At 64.4% G+C, this 19,491-nt stretch carries 15 protein-coding genes; 4 read left to right on the forward strand and 11 right to left on the reverse strand.

Annotated elements, in window-relative coordinates; genetic code table 11:
* Window positions 1–27 precede the first annotated feature (27 nt).
* The 4 genes from ACIQLI_RS19100 to ACIQLI_RS19115 form a co-directional block, all read right to left on the reverse strand.
* Window positions 28–2,172: an FG-GAP-like repeat-containing protein gene (locus ACIQLI_RS19100; RefSeq protein WP_400391240.1), complete on the reverse strand. Its 2,145-nt coding sequence runs from the start codon at window positions 2,170–2,172 to the stop codon at window positions 28–30.
* A gap of 214 nt (window positions 2,173–2,386) precedes the next feature.
* Window positions 2,387–4,240, reverse strand: coding sequence for an FG-GAP-like repeat-containing protein (locus tag ACIQLI_RS19105; protein WP_400391242.1), 1,854 nt, complete (start codon window positions 4,238–4,240; stop codon window positions 2,387–2,389).
* Between the two features lie 15 nt (window positions 4,241–4,255).
* A complete protein-coding gene (locus tag ACIQLI_RS19110; RefSeq protein ID WP_400391245.1) occupies window positions 4,256–5,404 on the reverse strand; it encodes an FG-GAP repeat domain-containing protein in 1,149 nt (382 codons plus the stop codon).
* 51 nt (window positions 5,405–5,455) lie between these two features.
* On the reverse strand, window positions 5,456–6,583 hold the full coding sequence (locus ACIQLI_RS19115) for an FG-GAP repeat domain-containing protein (protein ID WP_400391248.1): 1,128 nt from the start codon (window positions 6,581–6,583) through the stop codon (window positions 5,456–5,458).
* Window positions 6,584–6,784: 201 nt separating this feature from the next.
* Here ACIQLI_RS19115 and ACIQLI_RS19120 point away from each other — a divergent pair, with 201 nt between their 5' ends.
* The 3 genes from ACIQLI_RS19120 to ACIQLI_RS19130 all read left to right on the forward strand — a co-directional run bounded on the left by ACIQLI_RS19120 (window position 6,785) and on the right by ACIQLI_RS19130 (window position 9,540).
* Window positions 6,785–7,393: a TetR/AcrR family transcriptional regulator gene (locus ACIQLI_RS19120; protein ID WP_400391251.1), complete on the forward strand. Its 609-nt coding sequence runs from the start codon at window positions 6,785–6,787 to the stop codon at window positions 7,391–7,393.
* 281 nt (window positions 7,394–7,674) lie between these two features.
* The gene (locus ACIQLI_RS19125) at window positions 7,675–8,865 is read left to right on the forward strand and encodes an NADP-dependent malic enzyme (RefSeq protein WP_354232875.1); all 1,191 of its coding nucleotides are present in this window, start codon (window positions 7,675–7,677) and stop codon (window positions 8,863–8,865) included.
* A 171-nt stretch (window positions 8,866–9,036) separates the two neighbouring features.
* Window positions 9,037–9,540 carry a DUF456 domain-containing protein gene (locus ACIQLI_RS19130; RefSeq protein ID WP_354232874.1) on the forward strand — a complete coding sequence of 168 codons (504 nt, stop codon included), beginning with the start codon at window positions 9,037–9,039 and terminating at the stop codon, window positions 9,538–9,540.
* A gap of 93 nt (window positions 9,541–9,633) precedes the next feature.
* On the opposite strand, the gene purU is transcribed toward ACIQLI_RS19130, so the two are convergent.
* From purU to glyA, 7 genes are read right to left on the reverse strand one after another with little or no spacing between them, the layout of a single operon-like run.
* Window positions 9,634–10,533 (reverse strand): formyltetrahydrofolate deformylase, encoded by a 900-nt coding sequence (gene purU / locus ACIQLI_RS19135; RefSeq protein WP_354232873.1) that lies wholly within the window; start codon window positions 10,531–10,533, stop codon window positions 9,634–9,636.
* A gap of 2 nt (window positions 10,534–10,535) precedes the next feature.
* Window positions 10,536–11,927 carry an L-serine ammonia-lyase gene (locus ACIQLI_RS19140; protein WP_400391255.1) on the reverse strand — a complete coding sequence of 464 codons (1,392 nt, stop codon included), beginning with the start codon at window positions 11,925–11,927 and terminating at the stop codon, window positions 10,536–10,538.
* Window positions 11,927–12,571: a sarcosine oxidase subunit gamma family protein gene (locus ACIQLI_RS19145; RefSeq protein WP_354232871.1), complete on the reverse strand. Its 645-nt coding sequence runs from the start codon at window positions 12,569–12,571 to the stop codon at window positions 11,927–11,929. Before ACIQLI_RS19145 ends, ACIQLI_RS19140 begins: the two co-directional genes overlap by 1 nt.
* The gene (locus ACIQLI_RS19150; protein ID WP_400391258.1) at window positions 12,564–15,509 is read right to left on the reverse strand and encodes a sarcosine oxidase subunit alpha family protein; all 2,946 of its coding nucleotides are present in this window, start codon (window positions 15,507–15,509) and stop codon (window positions 12,564–12,566) included. Before ACIQLI_RS19150 ends, ACIQLI_RS19145 begins: the two co-directional genes overlap by 8 nt.
* 2 nt (window positions 15,510–15,511) lie before the next feature.
* Complete coding sequence (locus ACIQLI_RS19155; RefSeq protein WP_354232869.1) at window positions 15,512–15,943, reverse strand: sarcosine oxidase subunit delta; 432 nt, start codon at window positions 15,941–15,943, stop codon at window positions 15,512–15,514.
* 21 nt (window positions 15,944–15,964) lie between these two features.
* Window positions 15,965–17,185, reverse strand: a complete 1,221-nt coding sequence (locus ACIQLI_RS19160) for a sarcosine oxidase subunit beta family protein (RefSeq protein ID WP_354232868.1) — start codon at window positions 17,183–17,185, stop codon at window positions 15,965–15,967.
* Window positions 17,182–18,576: a serine hydroxymethyltransferase gene (gene glyA, locus ACIQLI_RS19165; RefSeq protein ID WP_400391262.1), complete on the reverse strand. Its 1,395-nt coding sequence runs from the start codon at window positions 18,574–18,576 to the stop codon at window positions 17,182–17,184. Before glyA ends, ACIQLI_RS19160 begins: the two co-directional genes overlap by 4 nt.
* 152 nt (window positions 18,577–18,728) lie before the next feature.
* On the opposite strand from glyA, the gene ACIQLI_RS19170 reads away from it, so the two are divergent.
* Window positions 18,729–19,400 carry a GntR family transcriptional regulator gene (locus ACIQLI_RS19170; protein WP_089596525.1) on the forward strand — a complete coding sequence of 224 codons (672 nt, stop codon included), beginning with the start codon at window positions 18,729–18,731 and terminating at the stop codon, window positions 19,398–19,400.
* The last annotated feature ends 91 nt before the right edge of the window (window positions 19,401–19,491 follow it).

Below are 19,491 nucleotides of genomic sequence, written 5' to 3' on the forward strand. Positions count from 1 at the left end.
ATGGTGTGAAGTAGGTGTACGCATGGCCTAGAAGACGGTGTTGAAGGCGTTCCAGCCCCAACCAATGGTGGCTTGGCGTTTCAGGGCGACGTGGCCCAATCCGTAGAACATGGTCATCCGTCCATCGGGGTGGATCCCGTAAACCTCCGGCACACCATCGCTGTCGAAATCCCCGGGTGCCCCAATCCTGCTGAAGCCTCCCCAGCCGTAGCCTGCATAAGCGCTGAAGGCGTTGGGCGTCCACGCATTGTCCGCAAAATATCCGTTGCCGGAGCCGGAGTACATCCGGAGGTTGCCGTCGCTGTCGCGGGCGAAGACGATCCCCGACGACGGCGACACGAACGTATCGAACCGGCTCCATCCACCGCTCAGGACGTGTGGGGTGAGGAATCCGCCTCGGCCGTTGCCCGGGTAGAAGACCATCGTGTTCGAAGCATCCCGGGCAATGAGGTCTGCTGTGCCGTCGCCGTTGAAGTCGCCGGGTGCCACGATGTCCTTCATGGAACCCCAACCCTGACCGATCTGGAATGATCTGAGCCACCCACCCTGGCCGTTGCCTTGGTAGAGGAAGAGCCTGCCCGCACCGTCGCGGGCCATGACGTCCACGTTTCCGTCGCCGTCGAAGTCGCCGGGCGAAAGGAGTGCGTTGAAGCCGTTCCACCCTTGACCTATCTTCTGGGCGGGTAACCAGCCGCCGCTGCCGTTACTGGGGTACAACCACAGGTTGCCGCCGGTATCCCGGGCGAAGATGTCCCCTGTGCCGTCCCCGTTGAAGCCCTTGCCGCGGTTTTTGTCTGAGATGGGACCCCTGAGATCCACTACTTCGGTGACAGCCGAGCCTGCGTCGAAGCGGGCCGTCACTCCCGCTGTGATAACAACACCCTTGTCGGCAATTGTTGGCCGGTAGTCCCGGGAGGTTGCCCCTGGAACAGGGGTTCCGTTGCGCTTCCATACATAGGTGTAGCTGGGCTGCCCGCCCACCGGATCGACGCCGGCCGCACCATGCTCCAAATGGAGGACGCCGCCCACGGATGCGTCACCGGTGATGTTCAGGTTGCCGACCCAGACGCGGCGTGGCATTGGGCCGAACGCCAAAGTGGACACGCTGGCGGGCAAGTACCCGGCCGCCCGGGCAGTCATTTTCACCCAGATCATGTTCCCGGGGTCGACGGACATGTTGGACTGGTACGTGTCCTTGACGGCGTAGTCGATGGGTGTGCCGTTCCGGTACCACTGGAAGCCGGAGAATGTTGGCTCAACGGGCCACGTTCCGGGATTGATGCCAAGTTCGGTGTTGTAGACCATGGCGCCGGTAACGCTGGGGCTGACAGTCGGAGAGAGTTTCTGCAGCACCCTCGCAGGGTTGCTCACCACGAAATCGCCGGTAGCTAGACCTGCCCGAACGGCGGTGCCCAACGGCACCGGTGAGGTCCGTTCCAGTGTCCCATCCCGAAGGTAGGAGTCCTTGGCCAGCCCATCGAAGTAGGAGATTTCCACGCGCTCCAGGGTGTACTTTCCCGAAGCCTGGGCTGCCGTGATGGCGCCCGTGGCCGTGACGGTCTGGGGTCCCGGCGCTGGGTTGCCCGCCCACGTCAGCTCGAAGGCGGTGACCTCTGAAGCATCCCGGTAGACCAGCCGGACCGCCTGGGCAAGTTGGGAGAGCTTGACCTGCACCCCTGCGGTCTGTCCTGGTGCGAACGTGGCTTTGGCCGGCAGGAACGATGTAGGAACGGGCGCTGTGTAGGGCAACGAAGCGTTCCTGACTTTGAAGTCCTGTGCAGCGGGGTCGTCAAAAGGCGCGGCGCCGGTGCCCGGCGGAAAGACGCCGCCACCGCGGTAATACACCTGTGAGGTGCCCACAGTGGTGATCACCTGGACGTAGCTGACCTCGATCGTGCCGTTCGGCCACGAGGAAGGGGAGGCAACGCCGGCCACAGTCCCGGCCTTGGCTCCGGAGGAGGTCCAGGCCAGAAGGTGCGTTCCCGCAGCACTCCGAAGCCCCACCTCAACGCGCTTGACCGCAGCGGAGGTGGTGAATGAAAAGCTGACAGGAGCCCCGGCGTCGACCGTTGAAGGGGAGGTCCGCGCAAAAGTGAAGAGGACCGGTGTAGCAGCCACAGCGGGTGAAACGGGGGTCAAGACGACGAATGCCAACGTAAAAACCAGCGCCATGAGGAGCGCTCGTACAGCGGTGGACGCAGCGCGAAAGCGCAGAGCAGAATGAGACCCCAAGATTCCCCCAAAAGGTGCAGACCAGAGCGGCCTGTCGAGGCCAATTGAGATGAGGATACAGTTCGGCCCCGCCGGGTACAGCTATTGGGATTGGATTATCGTTAATCGCTCAAATGTGTCGTGCGTCAAAACCCGAAACTCAACCGAAATCGGCTTAGAACACCGTGCTGAACCCGCCCCAGCCCCAACCGACAACGCCAGCGCCCTTCCAACTGCCGCTGCCACTGCCGTAATACATGTTCAACTGCCCGGCGGCGTCGATGGCCCAGACATCGTTGAAGCCGTCGCCGTTGAAGTCTCCTGCGCCGCCGATGCGCGACATGACGTTCCAGCCGGTGCCGATGGACCGTGCGGTGGTCCAGCCACCGCTGCCGTTGCCGCCGTAGAGGCGGAGGTTTCCGGCGTTGTCGCGGCCCATGACGTCGGGGTTGCCATCACCGTCGAAATCGCCGGGGGAGAAGACCTGGCTGAGGGCATCCCAGCCCTGGCCGACTGCGCCCGGCGAGCGGAAACCGCCCACGCCGTTCCCGGGGTAGAGGACCAGAGCCCCCGCAGGGGTCCGGGCCAGGAGGTCGTTGGTGCCGTCCCCGGAGAAGTCGCCGGCCGCTATGACGGAGTCAAAGACGTCCCATCCCCAGCCGACCTCCCTACGCGGCAGCCAGCCGCCTGTCCCGTTGCCCGGGTAGAGGAAAAGGGTGCCGGCGTCGTCGCGTGCCAGGACGTCGTTGAACCCATCGCCGTTGAAGTCGCCGGCGTTGAATACGAGGTCGAATACATCCCAGCCATACCCGATGGTCTTCGCCGCTTGCCATCGTCCGGCGCCATCCGTTGGGTAGAGGACAAGGTTCGCCGCGGCGTTCCCGGCGAACAGGTCCAAGGAGGTGCCGGCGTCGAACCCTGCTGTGTGGGCCTTGTTCCGCACCACGGTGCGGCTGAACACCGTGAACGGGCGGGTGGCCGTGGCCGGGTTTCCGGCCTGGACCACCGCACGGAAGCCGACGACGGCGCCACGGTCGGCCGCGGTCAGCGTGTAGGTTTTGGCGGTGGCTCCGTTGATGGGGGTACCGTTCCGTACCCATTCGTACCGGACACTGACGGCGCCGCCGGCTGTCCCGGTGGAGACGCTGCTCTCGGTAAAGACGCCGGTGAGTTTCTCGCCCACGGTCAGCTTGCCTTGGAGCGTAGGGGCGGTTGCGGTAATGGGGGAGGTGGGGGTGAGTGGCAGGGAGGACGCCGACACAGCCCGGTACCCCGCCCGGGTGGCCGTGACGCGGACGGACAGGGTCTGGTCCAGGTCGGCTTCGGCTACCCGGTAGCTGTTGACGGTGGCGCCGGCGATGGGTTGGCCGTTCCGCAGCCATTGGTACGCGAAGCCGGTGGGCGGGTAGGTCCAGGTGCCGTTGTCAGTGGTCAGCACTTGGTCGTAGCGGGCCACTCCGGACACTACTGGTGTTTTGGTGTTGGGGTTGTCGATGAGCGGGAAGTTGGGGTTGTTGACGGCGAAGTCGACTCCGTCCAGGGCGCCGGGCCGCTGCGTTGGCGCTTCGAGGCCTTGGCTCAGGAAGAGGATGTTGCCGTCACGGCCGTAGCGCACGGATCCCTGCCCTGCAGGAAGCACAATGTTGACGCTGAGGAGTTTGTACCGGCCCGTGCGTTTGAACGCGCTCCCGTTGACCGGCACCTTGGCCTGTGCACTGTAGGGCCCCGGGGCTTGGCTGGTGGGTCCGTAGAGGATGGCCTGCTCCAGCGTGTCCTCGTTGACGTACGCGAATCCCACTTCCTGGGCCGGCCCGCTCAGGGTGAAGGACAGGGAGATGACATTGCCGGGGACCACGGTGGCGGGTGAAGTCCGCGTCACCACAGTAGGCAGCGGCGCCGGTCCTGCTGCGTTGGCGCCCGGTGGCGGAACCGCGATGGAGAGGGCGGCGCACAGGAGAATGGCCAGAAGGAGATGGAGGCCCAGCCGCAGCGGACGCCGGGAAGTCGGGGCGGAAGAATGCAATGTCATGGAATCCCCCAAGTCTTAGAAGACTGCGTTGAAACCGCCCCAGCCCCAACCGATGGCACCGGCGCCGTTCCAGCCGCCGTCGCCGTCGCCGTAGTAGGCGAGCAGTTGGCCGGAGCCGTCCACCGCGTAGACGTCCACGTTGCCGTTGCCGTCAATGTCGCCGGCCCCGCCAATGGTAGCCATGCCGCCCCAGCCTTGGCCGACAACCGTCATGCCGGCCCAGCCGCCCGCGCCGTTGCCCTTATACAGGCGCAAGGCTCCAGCGGCGTCGCGGGCCAGGAGGTCCACGTTGTGATCGCCGTTGAAATCGCCGGGGGTGATGATCTTGTTGACCACGTTCCATCCGCTGCCCACCACGGAGCGGGTGAGCCAGCCGCCGTTTCCGTTGCCCGGGTAGAGGTAGAGGAGGCCGCCGGCGTCGCGGGCCAGGAGGTCGTTGGTGCCGTCGCCGTTGAAGTCGCCGGGGGAAACGATCGAATTGAAGGCATTCCAGCCGCTGCCTACCTGGCGCCCGGCGAGGAAACCGCCGTTGCCCGTTCCTGAGTAAAGGAAGAGGTTGCCGGCCGAATCCTTGGCCAGGATGTCGTTGGCGCCGTCGCCGTTGAAATCGCCGGGGGAAACCACAGTTCCGAAACCGTTCCACCCCGGCCCCACTGTCCTGGCGGATTCCCAGGCGTTGTTGACGCGGGGATACATCATGAGCGTGCCGTCGGTGCGGCGGGCGAGCATCTCAAAAGCGCCGCGCCCGGTGAAGCCGTTCGCCCTGTTGGAGGCGGAGATCGGGGCGGTCTCTTCGCTGGAGACTTCCAGCGGCTCGCACCCGTTCTGGCTGGCTACGACATGGGCTGCGATGGTCTTGCCGCGATCCGACTCATCGAGTGTGTAGGTCCACCACGCCCAGTGGTCTTCGGCTCGAACGCCGTCGCGGGTCCAGTAAATGCCGTAGTCCGGGCCGGCTGCGGCGCCGCAGCCACGGTAGGAAGCAGGATCGATCTCAAGCGTGAGTGTTGAGCCAACGAACGGCGCACCATGAACCACGGGATTCGAAGGGTCCATGGTTGCCATGGCGGGTGCCGGCGCGAAGGCGAGTGCGGCGACGACCGCCGCTGCAATGCCAGCAACCACCCGGCGCACACCTGACGTAGGGCGCGATGGTGCGTTCATGATGTCCTCCCCAGACTTTATGGGGCTAATTCTACCGCGCGGGGGTTTCCCCTAGAAGATCGTTGTGAATCCGCTCCAACCACTCCCGGCGATCTCAGATCCGCGCCATCCCGTGCGCCCGTTGCCGTAGTAGATCACCAGCCGGCCCTGCTGATCGACGCCATAGACATCGTTGAAACCGTCATTGTCGAAGTCCCCCGCGGCACCCGCTGCTTTCAGCGCGTTCCAGCCGACCCCGATCAGCCATGACCTCGTCCAGCCGCCCGCACCGTTGCCGCCGTAGAAGTAGAGATAGCCGCTGCGGTCCCGTGCCAGAACGTCCACGTTGCCGTCGCCGTTGAAGTCCCCCGGCGTCAGCAGGGCATCCATCATCTGCCAGCCTTGCCCGACGGCGGTCCTTGCCAACCAGCCTCCGGAACCATTGCCCGGGTACAGATAGAGAGCGCCGCCGGGTTCGCGGGCCAGGACGTCGTTGTGGCCATCGCCGTTGAAGTCTCCGGGGCTCACGATCGTGTCGAAGACGTTCCAGCCCTTGCCAATGGTCTGTGCAGGTTTCCAGCCACCGGTTCCGTCGCCGGCATAGAGGTAGAGGGTTCCGGCGGAGTCCCTGGCGATCACATCGCCCTTGCCGTCGCCGTTGAAGTCGCCCGGCGAGAAGGTCAGGTTGAAGATGTTCCAGCCCCAGCCCACTGTCCGGGCCGCTTCCCATGCGCTTCCCTTGCGGCCGTAGAGCTGCAGCGCACCGTCGGTGCCGCGGGCCAGCAACTCGAAACTCCGGCCCGTGAACCCGGCCGCACGGTTGGCGGCACCCACGGGTTTGGTTTCATCGCTGTGCAGGGACTCGCCGCTGCAGGCGGTCTTGCTGGCGGTGACATGGGCGGCCATCCGCGCCCCGGTGTCGTCGGGCTGCAGTGCGTAAGTCCGCGCGGTCTCGCCGGCCACCAGGAACCCGTCCCTGGTCCAGTAAATGGTGAAGTCCGGTCCCTTGCCGCCGCCGCAGCCGTAGAACGTGTACGGGCCGATGTCTACGCTGAGCTTGCCCCCGACGAACGCCTCTCCGCTGAGGACGGGATCGGGTCCGCTGCTTTGGGCGGCCGACGCCGGGAGCGGACTCAGTGCCATGGCCGCCACAGCGGCGGTCAGCAGCGCCGCTGCCATCCGGCGTCGAAATGTCCCCATGTGCGTTCCTCCCGTGATCCAGACCTGCCTGCAGTGTATGTGCGCGGAGCGCCAATGGCAGGGAGCGGCGTGCGCGCTTCTTGTCTGGTGAGCTCTCAGGAAACGGTCATTTAGCTCCCGTATCATTGATGCGATCGGCCAGCCGCGGGTCATTGACCCAGCCGGCCGCTTCCTTGTCAGCCTGCCAAGAGATCGCCGGAAATGCCCGCCTTAAACTCACTGGAACCGTATTCCCTTGACCTGACCACGGGGTTGCCCCGTATGGCTGCCGCGCCCACCACCCCGCGGCAGCAGCTGCGCTATGCCCGCATCCTGAAGACGGCTGAGGGTTTTGCCCAGAGGCAGTTCGATACGTTGAGCCTTTCGGACGTCGCGGCCAGGGCTGATATCCCGCTCGGCACGCTGTACCGCTACTTTCCCTCCACAGCCCACCTGATGTTGGCCGTGTACAGGCAGCAGCTGCGGGAGCTCCGGGACGGCGTCCGTCGGCGCGAAGGCAAAGGGCACGCGCTCGCGGGGTTGATGATGGAAATCTTCCACCTGAGGGTCATGCAGCCGGGGGTTGAGCATTGCTTGATCCGTCCTGCAGGCAAGGACGACGACACCGCACAGTTGCTGCGCGAGATCGATGCGTTGTCCGAGGAAGTGGTGGGTTCGCTCAGCAAGGACACCGGGAAGGATTCCGTGCGTGCCAGGATCCTGCTTCACCTCGTCAGTGGGCTTGTCCAAGCCGTTCGATGCCGACGACTGTCCCTGTTCGAGGCTGAAAAAGATCTGAAGAAAGCCTGCTCGCTGCTGACCGGAGAATGACGGAATGTGCCGTCTGGTCTAGACCAGCAGGGCTTCTGAACACGCTTTTTTGCATGACGTGGATCACAATTAGAGCTGGTTGAACGTTTTACTCTCGAATCGTCTCTCTTGGTATTGAATCTTGTACCCCCGTCGGCTCCCTAGGCTGGAAACACCGAAGCGGCTAGCAGCCCCCTATCTGCAGAAGCAACGCCGGACCAGCCATCCTTGGTCCGCTACAGCAGTTCTGTTCCTGCCCGAACCATGCCGTGGGTCCACGGCTAGCCTGAGGAGACAAAGACGTGTCCATTGAGACAATTGCTACAGACAACGACGCCCTGGTACTGACCGAAGAAGAGATCTTCGCAGCCCACGAAGGCGGCAAGCTGACCATTTCCAGCACCGTGCCGCTGAACAACAAGCGCGACCTTTCCATCGCCTACACCCCCGGAGTTGCGCAGGTCAGCCGCGCAATCCACGCAAACCCCGAGCTCGCCCGCACCCACACCTGGGCCGAGCGCCTGGTGGTTGTGGTCAGCGACGGCACCGCGGTCCTTGGCCTCGGCAACATCGGCGCCAGCGCCTCCCTGCCGGTGATGGAAGGCAAGTCCGCCCTGTTCAAGTCCTTCGGGGACCTCGACTCCATCCCGCTGGTACTGAACACCACCAACGTGGACGAGATCATTGAGACCCTGGTCCGCCTGCGCCCCAGCTTCGGCGCCGTGAACCTCGAAGACATCTCCGCTCCCCGCTGCTTCGAACTCGAAGAGCGCCTCATCGAGGCCCTCGACTGCCCGGTCATGCACGACGACCAGCACGGCACCGCCGTCGTGGTTCTTGCAGCCCTGACCAACGCCGCCAAGGTGACCCAGCGCGAACTGGCCGGGCTCAAGGTTGTTGTTTCCGGTGCAGGCGCCGCTGGTATCGCCATTGCCGAGATTCTTCTTGCTGTTGGCGTCAAGGACGTCATCCTGCTCGACTCCAAGGGCGTGGTCAACGCTGACCGCGCCGACCTCGTGGCAGACCCCGGCAGCGTCAAGGCCCGCATGGCCCGGCGCACCAACCCCCGCGGCATCACCGGTGGTCCTGGCGAGGGACTGACGGGTGCAGACGTCTTTGTGGGCGTCTCCTCCTCCAAGCTGGACGAAGAGCACTTGAAGCTCATGAATGATCAGTCGATCGTGTTCGCCTTGTCCAACCCGGACCCGGAGGTTCTCCCCGAGGTTGCCCGGAAGTACGCGGCCGTTGTTGCCACCGGACGCAGCGACTTCCCCAACCAGATCAACAACGTGCTGGCCTTCCCCGGCATCTTCCGTGGCGCGCTGGATGCCAAGGCCCGCCGCATCACGCCCGCCATGAAGATCGCCGCTGCCAACGCCATCGCTGAGTTGGCCGCTGAAGACCTCTCCGCGGACTACATCGTGCCGAGCCCGCTGGATGCCCGCGTGGCACCGGCCGTCACCGCGGCAGTTGCTGCCGCCGTGGCTGAGTAGCGGTTACCCGGTAGCGGTTACCTACGCAAGACCGACGACGGCGACGCCCCCCGTGCTGGGGAGCGTCGCCGTCGTTTGTGGTTAAGGGGCAACGCGGTGTCACTTAGCACCGTCATGGCGCACTGAAGGGGTCATCAGTGACCCCGCGCTGCTGTGCATAGACTGAAGGACATGAACGCCGAACTGATCGTGACCATCCTGTGCGGCCTGGCCATTGCGGTAGGCGTGGCCGGAACCATCATTCCTGTACTTCCCGGCAGTATTCTCATCGGCGCGAGCCTGCTGGCCTGGGCTATCTGGGGAGGCGCCGGTCCGCTCGGCTGGGTGATCTTTGCCGTCGGCATGGTGTTTGTGGTGGCCGGTATGGCCGCCAGCGCCGTGCTCACCGGACGAAAGCTCAAGCAACACGGTATTCCCAACCGGTCGGTGCTCATCGGCGTAGTGCTGGGCGTAGTGGGCATGTTCGTCATTCCCGTGGTGGGGCTCTTTGTGGGCTTCGCAGTCGGGCTGCTGCTCAGCGAGGTCCAGCGGACCCGTGACTTCCGTATGGCCATCCGATCCAGTGGTGCCGCGCTCAAGGCAACGGGCATCGGGATCCTGGTGGAGTTCGGGCTGGCGTGTGCCGCGGCGAGCACATGGATCATCGGCGTCTGGATCAACGCCGTCAACGGATAACCCCTTAAACGCCAATTCGATGGCTCCCTGCGTACAGTGCCGTTCGCAACAGCGTCTGCGCAGGGAACCATCGAAATGGCTGCTTGCAAAGCCCTACTTCAGCACGATCGTCCTGTTCCCATTCAGGATGATCCGCCCCTCGCAGTGCCAGCGAACGGCGTTGCTGAGGGCTTTGCATTCGGTGTCCCGGCCGGCGGCTACGAGATCGTCCGGCCCGAACGTGTGGTCCACCTCCACTACCTGCTGGGCGATGATGGGACCTTCGTCCAACTCGCCGTTCACGTAGTGGGCTGTGGCGCCCACAGTTTTCACGCCACGCGCGTAAGCCTGGTGGTAGGGCTTGGCACCCTTGAAGCTGGGCAGGAACGAGTGGTGGATGTTGATGGCGCGGCCATCGAGCTTGCGGGCCAGATCATCGCTGAGCACCTGCATGTACCGGGCCAGGACGATGAGTTCCACGTCGAGTTCATCGATGATCTCCAGCAAGCGACCCTCGGCTGCGGGCTTGGTGGCCGCCGTGACGGGAACGTGGAAGAACGGGATCCCGTGCCACTCCGCCAATCCCTGGTGGTCGGTGTGGTTGGAGACAACGCCCACCACGTCGATGGGCAGTTCGCCGATCCGTGCTCGGAACAGGAGGTCGTTCAGGCAGTGCCCAAACTTGGAGACCATGATCAGCACGCGTCGCTTGTACCCCTGCTGCTCCAGTTGCCAATTCATGCTGTACTTCTCGCCAACGGGGGCGAAAGCCTCCCGCAGCGCCTCAACCGTGGAGGCATCGCCGTCGGACGCGAAATGCACGCGCATGAAGAAGTGGCCCTCGGCGCGGTCACCGAACTGCTTGTTGTCGATGATGTCGCAGCCGTGGTCCAGCAGGAAGCCGGACACGGCGTGCACGATTCCGGGACCTTCGGGGCAGTCGAGGGTGAGGACGTGTTCCACGGTCGTCTCCGGGGAGGAAACGGCAGCAGTTTCAGTTTGGATGGCAGTCATGGCTAGCACTCCACTACGTTGACGGCGAGGCCTCCACGGGAGGTCTCCTTGTATTTGGATTTCATGTCTGCGCCTGTCTCGCGCATGGTCTTGATGGCTTTGTCCAAGGACACTTTGTGGCTGCCGTCGCCGTGCAGGGCAAGGCGGGCGGCGTTGATGGCCTTGACGCTGGCGATTGCGTTGCGTTCGATGCAGGGGATCTGCACCAGCCCGCCCACGGGATCGCAGGTAAGGCCCAGGTTGTGTTCGATGCCCACTTCGGCGGCATTTTCCACTTGCTCGGGCGTTCCGCCGAGGACTTCGCAGAGACCGGCGGCGGCCATGGAGCAGGCGGAGCCCACCTCACCCTGGCAGCCGACTTCGGCACCGGAGATGGACGCGTTGATTTTGAACAGGATTCCGACGGCGGCCGCCGCCAGCAGGAACCGCACGACACCGTCGTCGTTGGCTCCCGGAACAAACTTGGTGTAATAGTGCAGCACGGCCGGGACAATTCCGGCGGCACCGTTGGTGGGCGCGGTGACAATCCGGCCACCCGCGGCGTTTTCCTCGTTCACGGCCAAGGCGAAGAGGTTGACCCATTCCATGGCGAGGAGGGGGTCCGCAGATTTTGCTCCGTTGAGGCCTGCGTCAGTTTCGGAAAGCTTCTTGAACAACGACGGCGCCCGTCGCCTGACCTTCAGGCCTCCCGGCAGGATTCCCTCGGCAGCGCACCCATTTTCCACGCATTCCTGCATGACGGCCCAGATTCCCAGCAACCGTTCGCGCAGTTCGTCCTCGGAACGCCACACGAGTTCGTTGGCCAGCATGATGTCCGAGATGGACTTGCCTTCGCGGAGGCAGATGGCCAGCAGCTCGTCGGCAGTGGTGAAGTGGTAGGGCAGGACAGTGTCATCGGCTACCACTTTGTCGGCTCCGGAGACGTCCCCGTCCACCACAAAGCCGCCGCCGATGGAGTAGTAGCTGCGCTCCCGGAGTACGGTGCCCGCATGGTCCAGCGCCCGGAAGGTCATCCCGTTGGGGTGGGCGGGCAACGACTTGCGGCGGTGCAGGACCACGTCCTCGTCCCAGTTGAAGTCCACCCGGTGGTTGCCGGCCAGGCGCAGTTCCGCGTCGAGTGCCGCGGCGGCAACCTGGTCATCGGCAGTGTGGGTGTTGACGGTTTCGGGGGAGTGGCCTTGCAGCCCCAGCACCACGGCCTTGTCTGAGCCGTGGCCCCGGCCGGTGGCGCCCAGCGAGCCGAAAAGCTCTGCCTGGACGCGCACCGTAGCCGGAAGCTGGCCGGACGATTCAAGACCGTCCGTGAACTGCTTTGCCGCGCGCATCGGGCCTACCGTGTGTGAAGACGACGGCCCGATGCCAACAGAAAACAGATCAAGCACACTCAGTGCCATTAGGGGACCTCTGGGGAGGCATACTCCCGCATGGCGTCGAGGAGCCAGCGTCCCAGGAAGTCGGCAAACGAGGCGCGGGGAAAGATCCGGTAGGACTCGTCCGAGGTCTTCCAGAGCATTACCGGAATGTGCGCAAGCTCGGTTGAAACAGCCGTGCCGGCCTTGAAGACCCGGGGGTGCAGGTCCAAGGCGCAGGTCTTCTCCAGCACGGCGCGGGCGTGGCTGCCCGCGAGCTCAAACGTGGTGCGGTTGGCGGACAGGTCCACCACCTGGCCCGCGTCGTTGCCCAATGCCGTGGTCAGATCGCTGACCAAGGAGCCTCCGAGCGAATCGTGGGCTTCTTCCGGTGCGACCACCATGAACTCCGTGGGGCCAAGCCACAGGGTGTTGATTCCACCACCGTCTGTCACCTCACCGCACGTGGCAGGCAAGCCGCCGGTCACGGCTGCAACGCGGGCACCGGCGTCGGACGTTCGGTGAACCCGGATGCCCACCATGGCCTGGTACGGGATTTCAGTGAGCGTCACCGTGCCCGGCACGGAGCCGGAGGTGAAGGCCTCAGCCAGGTGCTCGGCCGGGCTGCGGCGGGCGCCCCGGACGCGGTCGACGTGTGCGGTTTCTGCTGGTGTTGCTGTTTCAGCCATCTTTGCGGGTCCCTTCAGCATCGAAAAGTACGGTTTCGCCAACAACCACGTCCACCAATTGGTCTCCCAGCGAGGCCACCAGGGTCTCGCCGATGCGGTTGCGGCCGTTTTGAATGAGTGCCAGGGCGAAGGAACGGCCCAGTGCGGCGCTGTGGTAGCTGGAGGTCACGAAACCCTCCATGGGGACGGGTCCTTGGGCCGGGTTGACCGGTATGCCCTTTTCCACCAACTGCGTGCCTTCCGGCAACCGAAGCGAGTGGTCCACGGGGAGGACGCTCACCAGATGCTTGCGGTCTTCGCGGCTGGCATCCTGCCGAAGGTAGGAGCGCTTGCCGATGAAGTCCTTGGCCTTGGAGACAATCCAGTCCATACCGGCGTCCTGCGGGGTAACCGTACCGTCGGTGTCCTGCCCAACAATCGGGTAGCCCTTCTCAGCGCGGAGGACGTGCATTGTTTCCGTGCCGTACGGGGTGATGTTGAACTCGGCACCCGCGGCAGCAACAGCTTCCCAGGTGTTGAGTCCGTACCAGGACGGGATGTTGATCTCGTAGGCCAGTTCGCCGGAGAAGGAGATGCGGCAGACCCGGGCCTGCACTCCGGAGGCCAGCGTGGTCTCGCGGAACGTCATGAACGGGAAGGCTTCAGCGTCCAGGCCACCGTTTTCGGCGAGTTGGGGAGCAACCTTGGCGATCACTGCGCGGGACTTGGGGCCAACCACGGCGATGGTGCTCCACTGCTCCGTGACGGACGTGCAGACCACATCGAGTTCCGGCCACTCGGTCTGGTGCCACTCTTCCAGCCAGTCCAGCACCTTGGCTGCGCCGCCGGTGGTGGTGGTCATGAAGTAGCGGTCGTCGTCCAAGCGGAGGGTTACGCCGTCGTCGAAGATCATGCCGTCCAAGGTGCACATGACACCGTAGCGGGCGGATCCCGGGGCGAGCTTCTTGAACGCGTTGGTGTACACGCGGTTCAGGAATTCGCCGGCGTCCTTGCCGCGGATCTCGATCTTGCCCAGGGTGGTGGCGTCCATGAAGCCCACGGAGTCGCGAACCGCTGCGCATTCACGAAGGACTGCCGTGTCCATATCTTCCCCGGCCTGCGGGTAGTACCAGGGGCGCTTCCACTGTCCAACATCTTCGAACAGTGCGCCCTGGGCAACGTGCCAAGGGTGGATGGAGGTGACGCGGGCGGGGTCGAACAGTTCGCCACGCTGGCGGCCTGCCAACGCTGCGAAGGCCACGGGCGTGAACGGTGCACGGTAAGCGGTGGTGCCGATCTCGCCGACGCCCGGGATGTTCTCAGCTCCGCCGAACTTCAGCGCCGCGGCGATGACGCCGATTGCGTTGACGCCGGACGTCTTGCCTTGGTCATTGGCGGTGCTGATGGAGGTGTACCGCTTGACGTGCTCCACGGACCGCATGCCTGCCCCGGTGGAGCGGAGGACGTCGGCCACGGACTGGTCGCGCTGGAAGTCAACGAAGTGGTGGTGCCATTCGCCGGGCTCACCTGTTTGGCCGGGGACCAGCCACAGCTGGCGGCTTGGAGCGCTTGCCACAGGTGCCTGCAGTTCCGCCGGGGTGGTGGCGGACTCGAAGCCGGCGGCGATGGATGCTGCTGATCCGGCCGAGATGCCCTCCGCCAGGCAATCCTGGAGTTCGAAGCTGCCACGGCCTGCGCCCACCACGTGCTGGTCCTTGACGGGAGCGGTGGGAATGAACGCTGCGAGCTCGTCATCCCAACGCAGCTTGCCCTGGCGCTGGCTGTGGAGGTGGACCACCGGGCTCCAGCCACCGGAAACTGCCAGGAGATCGGCAGCCAGCTGCTCGACGCCCGAGGTGAGTTCGCCGTCGTCGTTAATGCTGCGGACGGTGACGCCATTCAGGCGGCCGTTCCCGTCCGCGGACGTGTCAGCCACGGCGCTGCCGATCAGGACCCGGATCCCGGACTCGACGGCGGCGGCGGCCTTCGCGCTGATCTGCGGACGGGCATCGACGACAGCGGCAATCGCCACGCCTGCTGCCTTCAGGTCCGCGGCAAGAGCGTAAGCGGAATCGTTGGTGGTGGTGATGACCACGCGTGAACCGGCTGCCACGGCGTAACGGTTCAGGTAAGTGCGGGCCGCCGAGGCGAGCATGATGCCCGGGCGGTCGTTGTTCTCGAACACCAGCGGACGCTCGTGGGCGCCGGGAGCCAGGACAACCTGCTTGGCACGGATGTGCCAAATACGCTGGCGGGAGACGCCGGAGGCTGCCGGAACGCTCAAGTGGTCCGTGCGGTTCTGCGCTGCGATGAAGTAGTTGGAATCGTAGGAACCGAAAGCCGTGGTGCGGTTCAGCACCGTGCATTCGCCGGCGGAAACCAGTTCGGCTTCCACATCAGCAACCCATTCCAGAGCCGGCTTGCCTTCGATCAGTTCTGCCAGCTCCGGGGCAGTGGAACCGGAGAGCAGCGAGCCGCCGAGTTCCGGCTGGTCGTCAATGAGGATGACGCGGGCACCGGTGCGGACAGCTTCGCGGGCTGCTGCCAGTCCGGCAATACCGCCGCCGACTACCAGGACATCCGTGTGGACATATTTCTTGTCGTACTCAGCCTTGTCCTCGTTGGGATCCAGCTTGCCCAAGCCGGACAGGAGCTCAATGTTCATGCCGTCCACCAGTGAAACTGCGGTGGCGGGAAGCATGGACTCGGCAACATGTCCGCGGAAGCGGGGAGCGATCTTGACCAAGGCGTTGGACTCTTCCACGCCGGCGGCCATGATGCCGCGGGGGCGGTCCTCGTAGAGGGAGTTGCCGGCGTTGATGTGGCCATTGGCCAACAGCGCCGAAGCGATGGTGTCACCCGGGTGGCCGGTGAATTCCTGGCCGTCCACGGTGAAGCGCCAGGAGATGCTGCGATCGATGCGTCCGCCGGTGGCGAGGCGTGCGTTCTTACTGGTCACTTCTAGACTCCTTCCGAGGAGATGGGGGTGGTGGCCGTGGGGGCCGCGGCGCCGGGGGCGAGGCCTGGTTCGCCGGCTTGGCCGAAGTCTCCGGCCTGGGTGAACTCGCCTGGCTGGGTGGGTTCGCTCTTTGTGCCGGCGCTTGTCCCGGCACCTGCCTTGAGCTCCGGTCGTGGCTGGCCCATCCCGTAGATGGAGTGAATCTCATAGCTCACGGTGTCGCGGAGCATGTTGAACCACTGGCGGCAGCCCGTGCTGTGGACCCAGCGCTCGGCGAAGGTGCCCTTGGTGTTCTCCCGGTAGAACAGGTATTCGGCCCATTCACGGTCCGAGAGGTCGTTGGGGCTCTCCGGGTAGGCGACGTGCGCTTGGCCGCCATAGTGGAATTCGGTTTCGTCGCGTGGCCCGCAGTTGGGGCATGAAATGAGGAGCATGTCTTTCCTGTCCTGTCCTGGCTAGTGGGCTACGGCTGCGGCGCCGTGTTCGTCGATCAGGGCACCGGTCTCGAAGCGTTCCAGTGCGAACGGCTTGTTCAGCTGGTGCGGTGCGCCGGTGGCAATGGTGTGCGCAAACGTCAGGCCCGCCGCGGGGGTGCCCTTGAAGCCGCCGGTTCCCCAACCACAGTTGACGAACATGTTCTCCACCGGGGACAGGCCAACAATCGGCGAGGCGTCCAAGGTGGTGTCCACGATGCCGCCCCAAGTGCGGAGCACGTGGGCCCGGGCGAAGATCGGGAAGAGTTCCACGGCTGCTGCCATCTGCTCTTCAATCACGTGGAACGAGCCACGCTGGCCGTAGCCGTTGTAGGAGTCCACGCCGGCGCCCATCACCAGTTCGCCCTTGTGGGCCTGGGAGACGTATACGTGCACGTGGTTGGACATGACCACTGTGGGGTGGACGGGTTCGTGCAGTTCGGACACCAGTGCCTGGAGCGGGTGCGACTGGATCGGCAGGCGGAAGCCGGCCATTTCTGCCAGGACCGAGCTGTGGCCGGCGGCGCAGAGGCCCACCTTTTCGGTGTTGATGGTGCCGCGGGTGGTCTGGACACCGGTAACCCGGTTGCCGTCCTTGATGAAGCCGGTGACTTCGCAGTTCTGGATGATGTCCACACCGAGCTCATCGCACTTGCGGGCGAAAGCCCAAGCAACGTGGTCGTGCTTGGCAATGCCTGCACGCGGCTGGTAGGTGGCACCCATGACGGGGTAGCGGATGTTGTCGTTGATGTTCAGGATGGGGCAGAGTTCCTTGACCTGCTGCGGGTCAAGCCACTCAGCGTCCACGCCGTTGAGCCGGTTGGCGCCCACGCGGCGAACGCTTTCGCGGACATCGCCCAGGGTGTGGGCCAGGTTCATGACGCCGCGCTGGCTGAACAGGAAGTCGTACTCCAGCTCTTCCGGGAGGATTTCCCAGAGCTTGAGCGCGTGCTCGTAGATGGCAGCGCTCTCGTCCCAGAGGTAGTTGGAACGGATGATGGTGGTGTTGCGGGCCATGTTTCCACCGGCCAGCCAGCCCTTTTCCAGGATGGCAATGTTGGTCATGCCGTGGTTCTTCGCCAGGAAGTACGCGGTGGCCAGGCCGTGCCCGCCGCCGCCCACAATCACGGCGTCGTAGCTCTTCTTCGGGTCCGGGTTGCGCCAGAGGAAGTCCGGGTGTTCGGGGAGGTGGTCTGCACTCACTGGGCTGCTCCAATCAGTTCTGCTTCGGTTGCGGCGCCATTGCCGTTGTTGTTCAGGTGCGGGTAAAGCGGGAACTTCTCTGCCAGCGCGGTGACGCGGCTGCGGAGTTCGACGGCGGTGGTCTCGTCCAGGGTCACGTCGGCTTGGGTGCCTGCTTCAGTTCCTGTTTCGGTGCCTGCCTGGGTGCCGCTGTTCGCTGCGGCGATCAACGCCGTCGCAATGATGTCTGAGACTTCGGTGAAGTCCTCAGCCTTGAAACCGCGGGCGGCGAGGGCCGGGGTTCCGATGCGCAGACCCGAGGAGACCATCGGCGGGCGGGGATCGAAGGGGACAGCGTTGCGGTTGACCGTGATGCCGATGCGGTGCAGGGTGTCTTCGGCCTGCTGGCCATTGAGGACCGAGTGACGGAGGTCGGCAAGAACCAGGTGGACATCCGTTCCGCCGCTGACAACGGAGATGCCGGCTGCAGCTACGTCTTCTTGGAGGAGACGCTGGGCAAGGATCTTGGAACCTTCAAGGACGCGGACCTGGCGTTCCTGGAACTCGGGCTCGGCAGCCATCTTGAAGGCGACGGCCTTGGCTGCGATGACGTGTTCCAGCGGACCACCCTGCTGACCGGGGAAGACAGCGGAGTTAACCTTCTTGGCGATGTCTGCGTCGTTGGTGAGGATCACACCACCGCGCGGTCCGCCCAGGGTCTTGTGGGTTGTGCTGGTGACAATGTGGGCGTGCGGCACGGGGCTGGGGTGGAGACCTGCAGCCACTAGACCCGCGAAGTGGGCCATGTCCACCATGAGGTAGGCGCCCACCAGATCAGCGATGCGGCGGAACTCGGCGAAGTCCAACTGGCGGGAGTATGCCGACCAGCCGGCGACGATCAGTTGCGGCTTGCTCTCAAGAGCCAGGCGCTCAACTTCAGCCATGTCTACGGTGTGGGTGTCCTCGCGGACGCCGTAGGGGACAACCTTGTACAGCTTGCCGGAGAAGTTGATGCGCATGCCGTGGGTCAGGTGGCCACCGTGGGCCAGGTTCAGGCCCATGATGGTGTCGCCCGGGGTGATCAGCGCGTGCATGGCCGAGGCGTTGGCCTGGGCACCGGAGTGCGGCTGGACGTTCGCGAACTCGGCACCAAACAGTGACTTCAGGCGGTCGATGGCCAGCTGTTCGATCACATCAACGTGTTCGCAGCCGCCGTAGTAGCGCTTGCCCGGGTAGCCCTCGGCGTACTTGTTGGTCAGTACCGATCCCTGGGCCTCCATGACGGCCGTGGGAGCGAAGTTCTCAGAGGCGATCATTTCCAGCGTGGACTGCTGGCGGATGAGTTCCTGGGCGATCGCCTGATCGACCTCCGGGTCCGCCTGTGCAAGCGGGCGGATCAGCGGTTCAACCATGGTGTTCTCCTTCAAAGGCGTGTCTAGTGGCCGACTGTTAGGCAACTGATATATTAGAACTATTGCCATAGTATGTTGGAGATCACATAGTCGTCAACAGGTCAGCGGTAACTCATCGAGCAGACTATGAATGCGACTAACGGGAGAGACTAATGAGCGCAGCACTGGAAGCACTGGAATCAGTACCGCAGGGTACATCCCTGGCGGAGAACGCCTACTTGCTGCTGCGCGACCGGCTCATCATGCTGGACATCAAGCCCGGCGACCCCATCAACGACGGCCAGATCGCCGCCGAACTCGGGATCGGGCGCACCCCCGTCCGCGAAGCCATCAAACGCCTTGAGAGCGACCACCTCGTGGTGTCGTACCCACGGCGCGGCACCTTCGCCACCGGCGTGGACATCACCCAGCTCGCCGAAGTCTCCGAGATCCGCGAGCTCCTGGAACCGCTCGCGTCCAGGAAAGCCGCCCGCATGGCCAGCCCCGCCATGCGCTCCGAACTCCGCGGAGTCGCAGCCGCCATCCGTGATCTTGAAGGCCAGGACAACTCCTCCCAGGAACTCATGCGCTACGACATCCAGGTTCACAGGCTCATTTACAAAGCCTCAGCCAATGCGCACCTCGAAGACGTCCTCATCCGGTACGACAACCTGGCCACCCGCATCTGGTGCCACATGTTGGAGAAGATGCCCTCCGTGTCCGGCCACATCTCCGAACACGCCGACCTTCTCACGGCCATCGCCGACGGCGACGAAGACCGTGCCGCCGAGCTCGCCCTGCACCACGTAGTCAGCTTCGAAGAGACCATCCGCAAGGTCCTCTGACCCTCGTTACCTTTTTCGTAGCCCGTTTCCTGGTGCAGGATATGGGTGTGCTGGCCTGCTGACCCCGGCATGATTGCGACCCTCTGTTGAT

This window comes from Paenarthrobacter sp. NPDC091669, assembly GCF_044756725.1.
GTDB classification, from domain to species: Bacteria; Actinomycetota; Actinomycetes; order Actinomycetales; family Micrococcaceae; genus Arthrobacter; species Arthrobacter bambusae_C.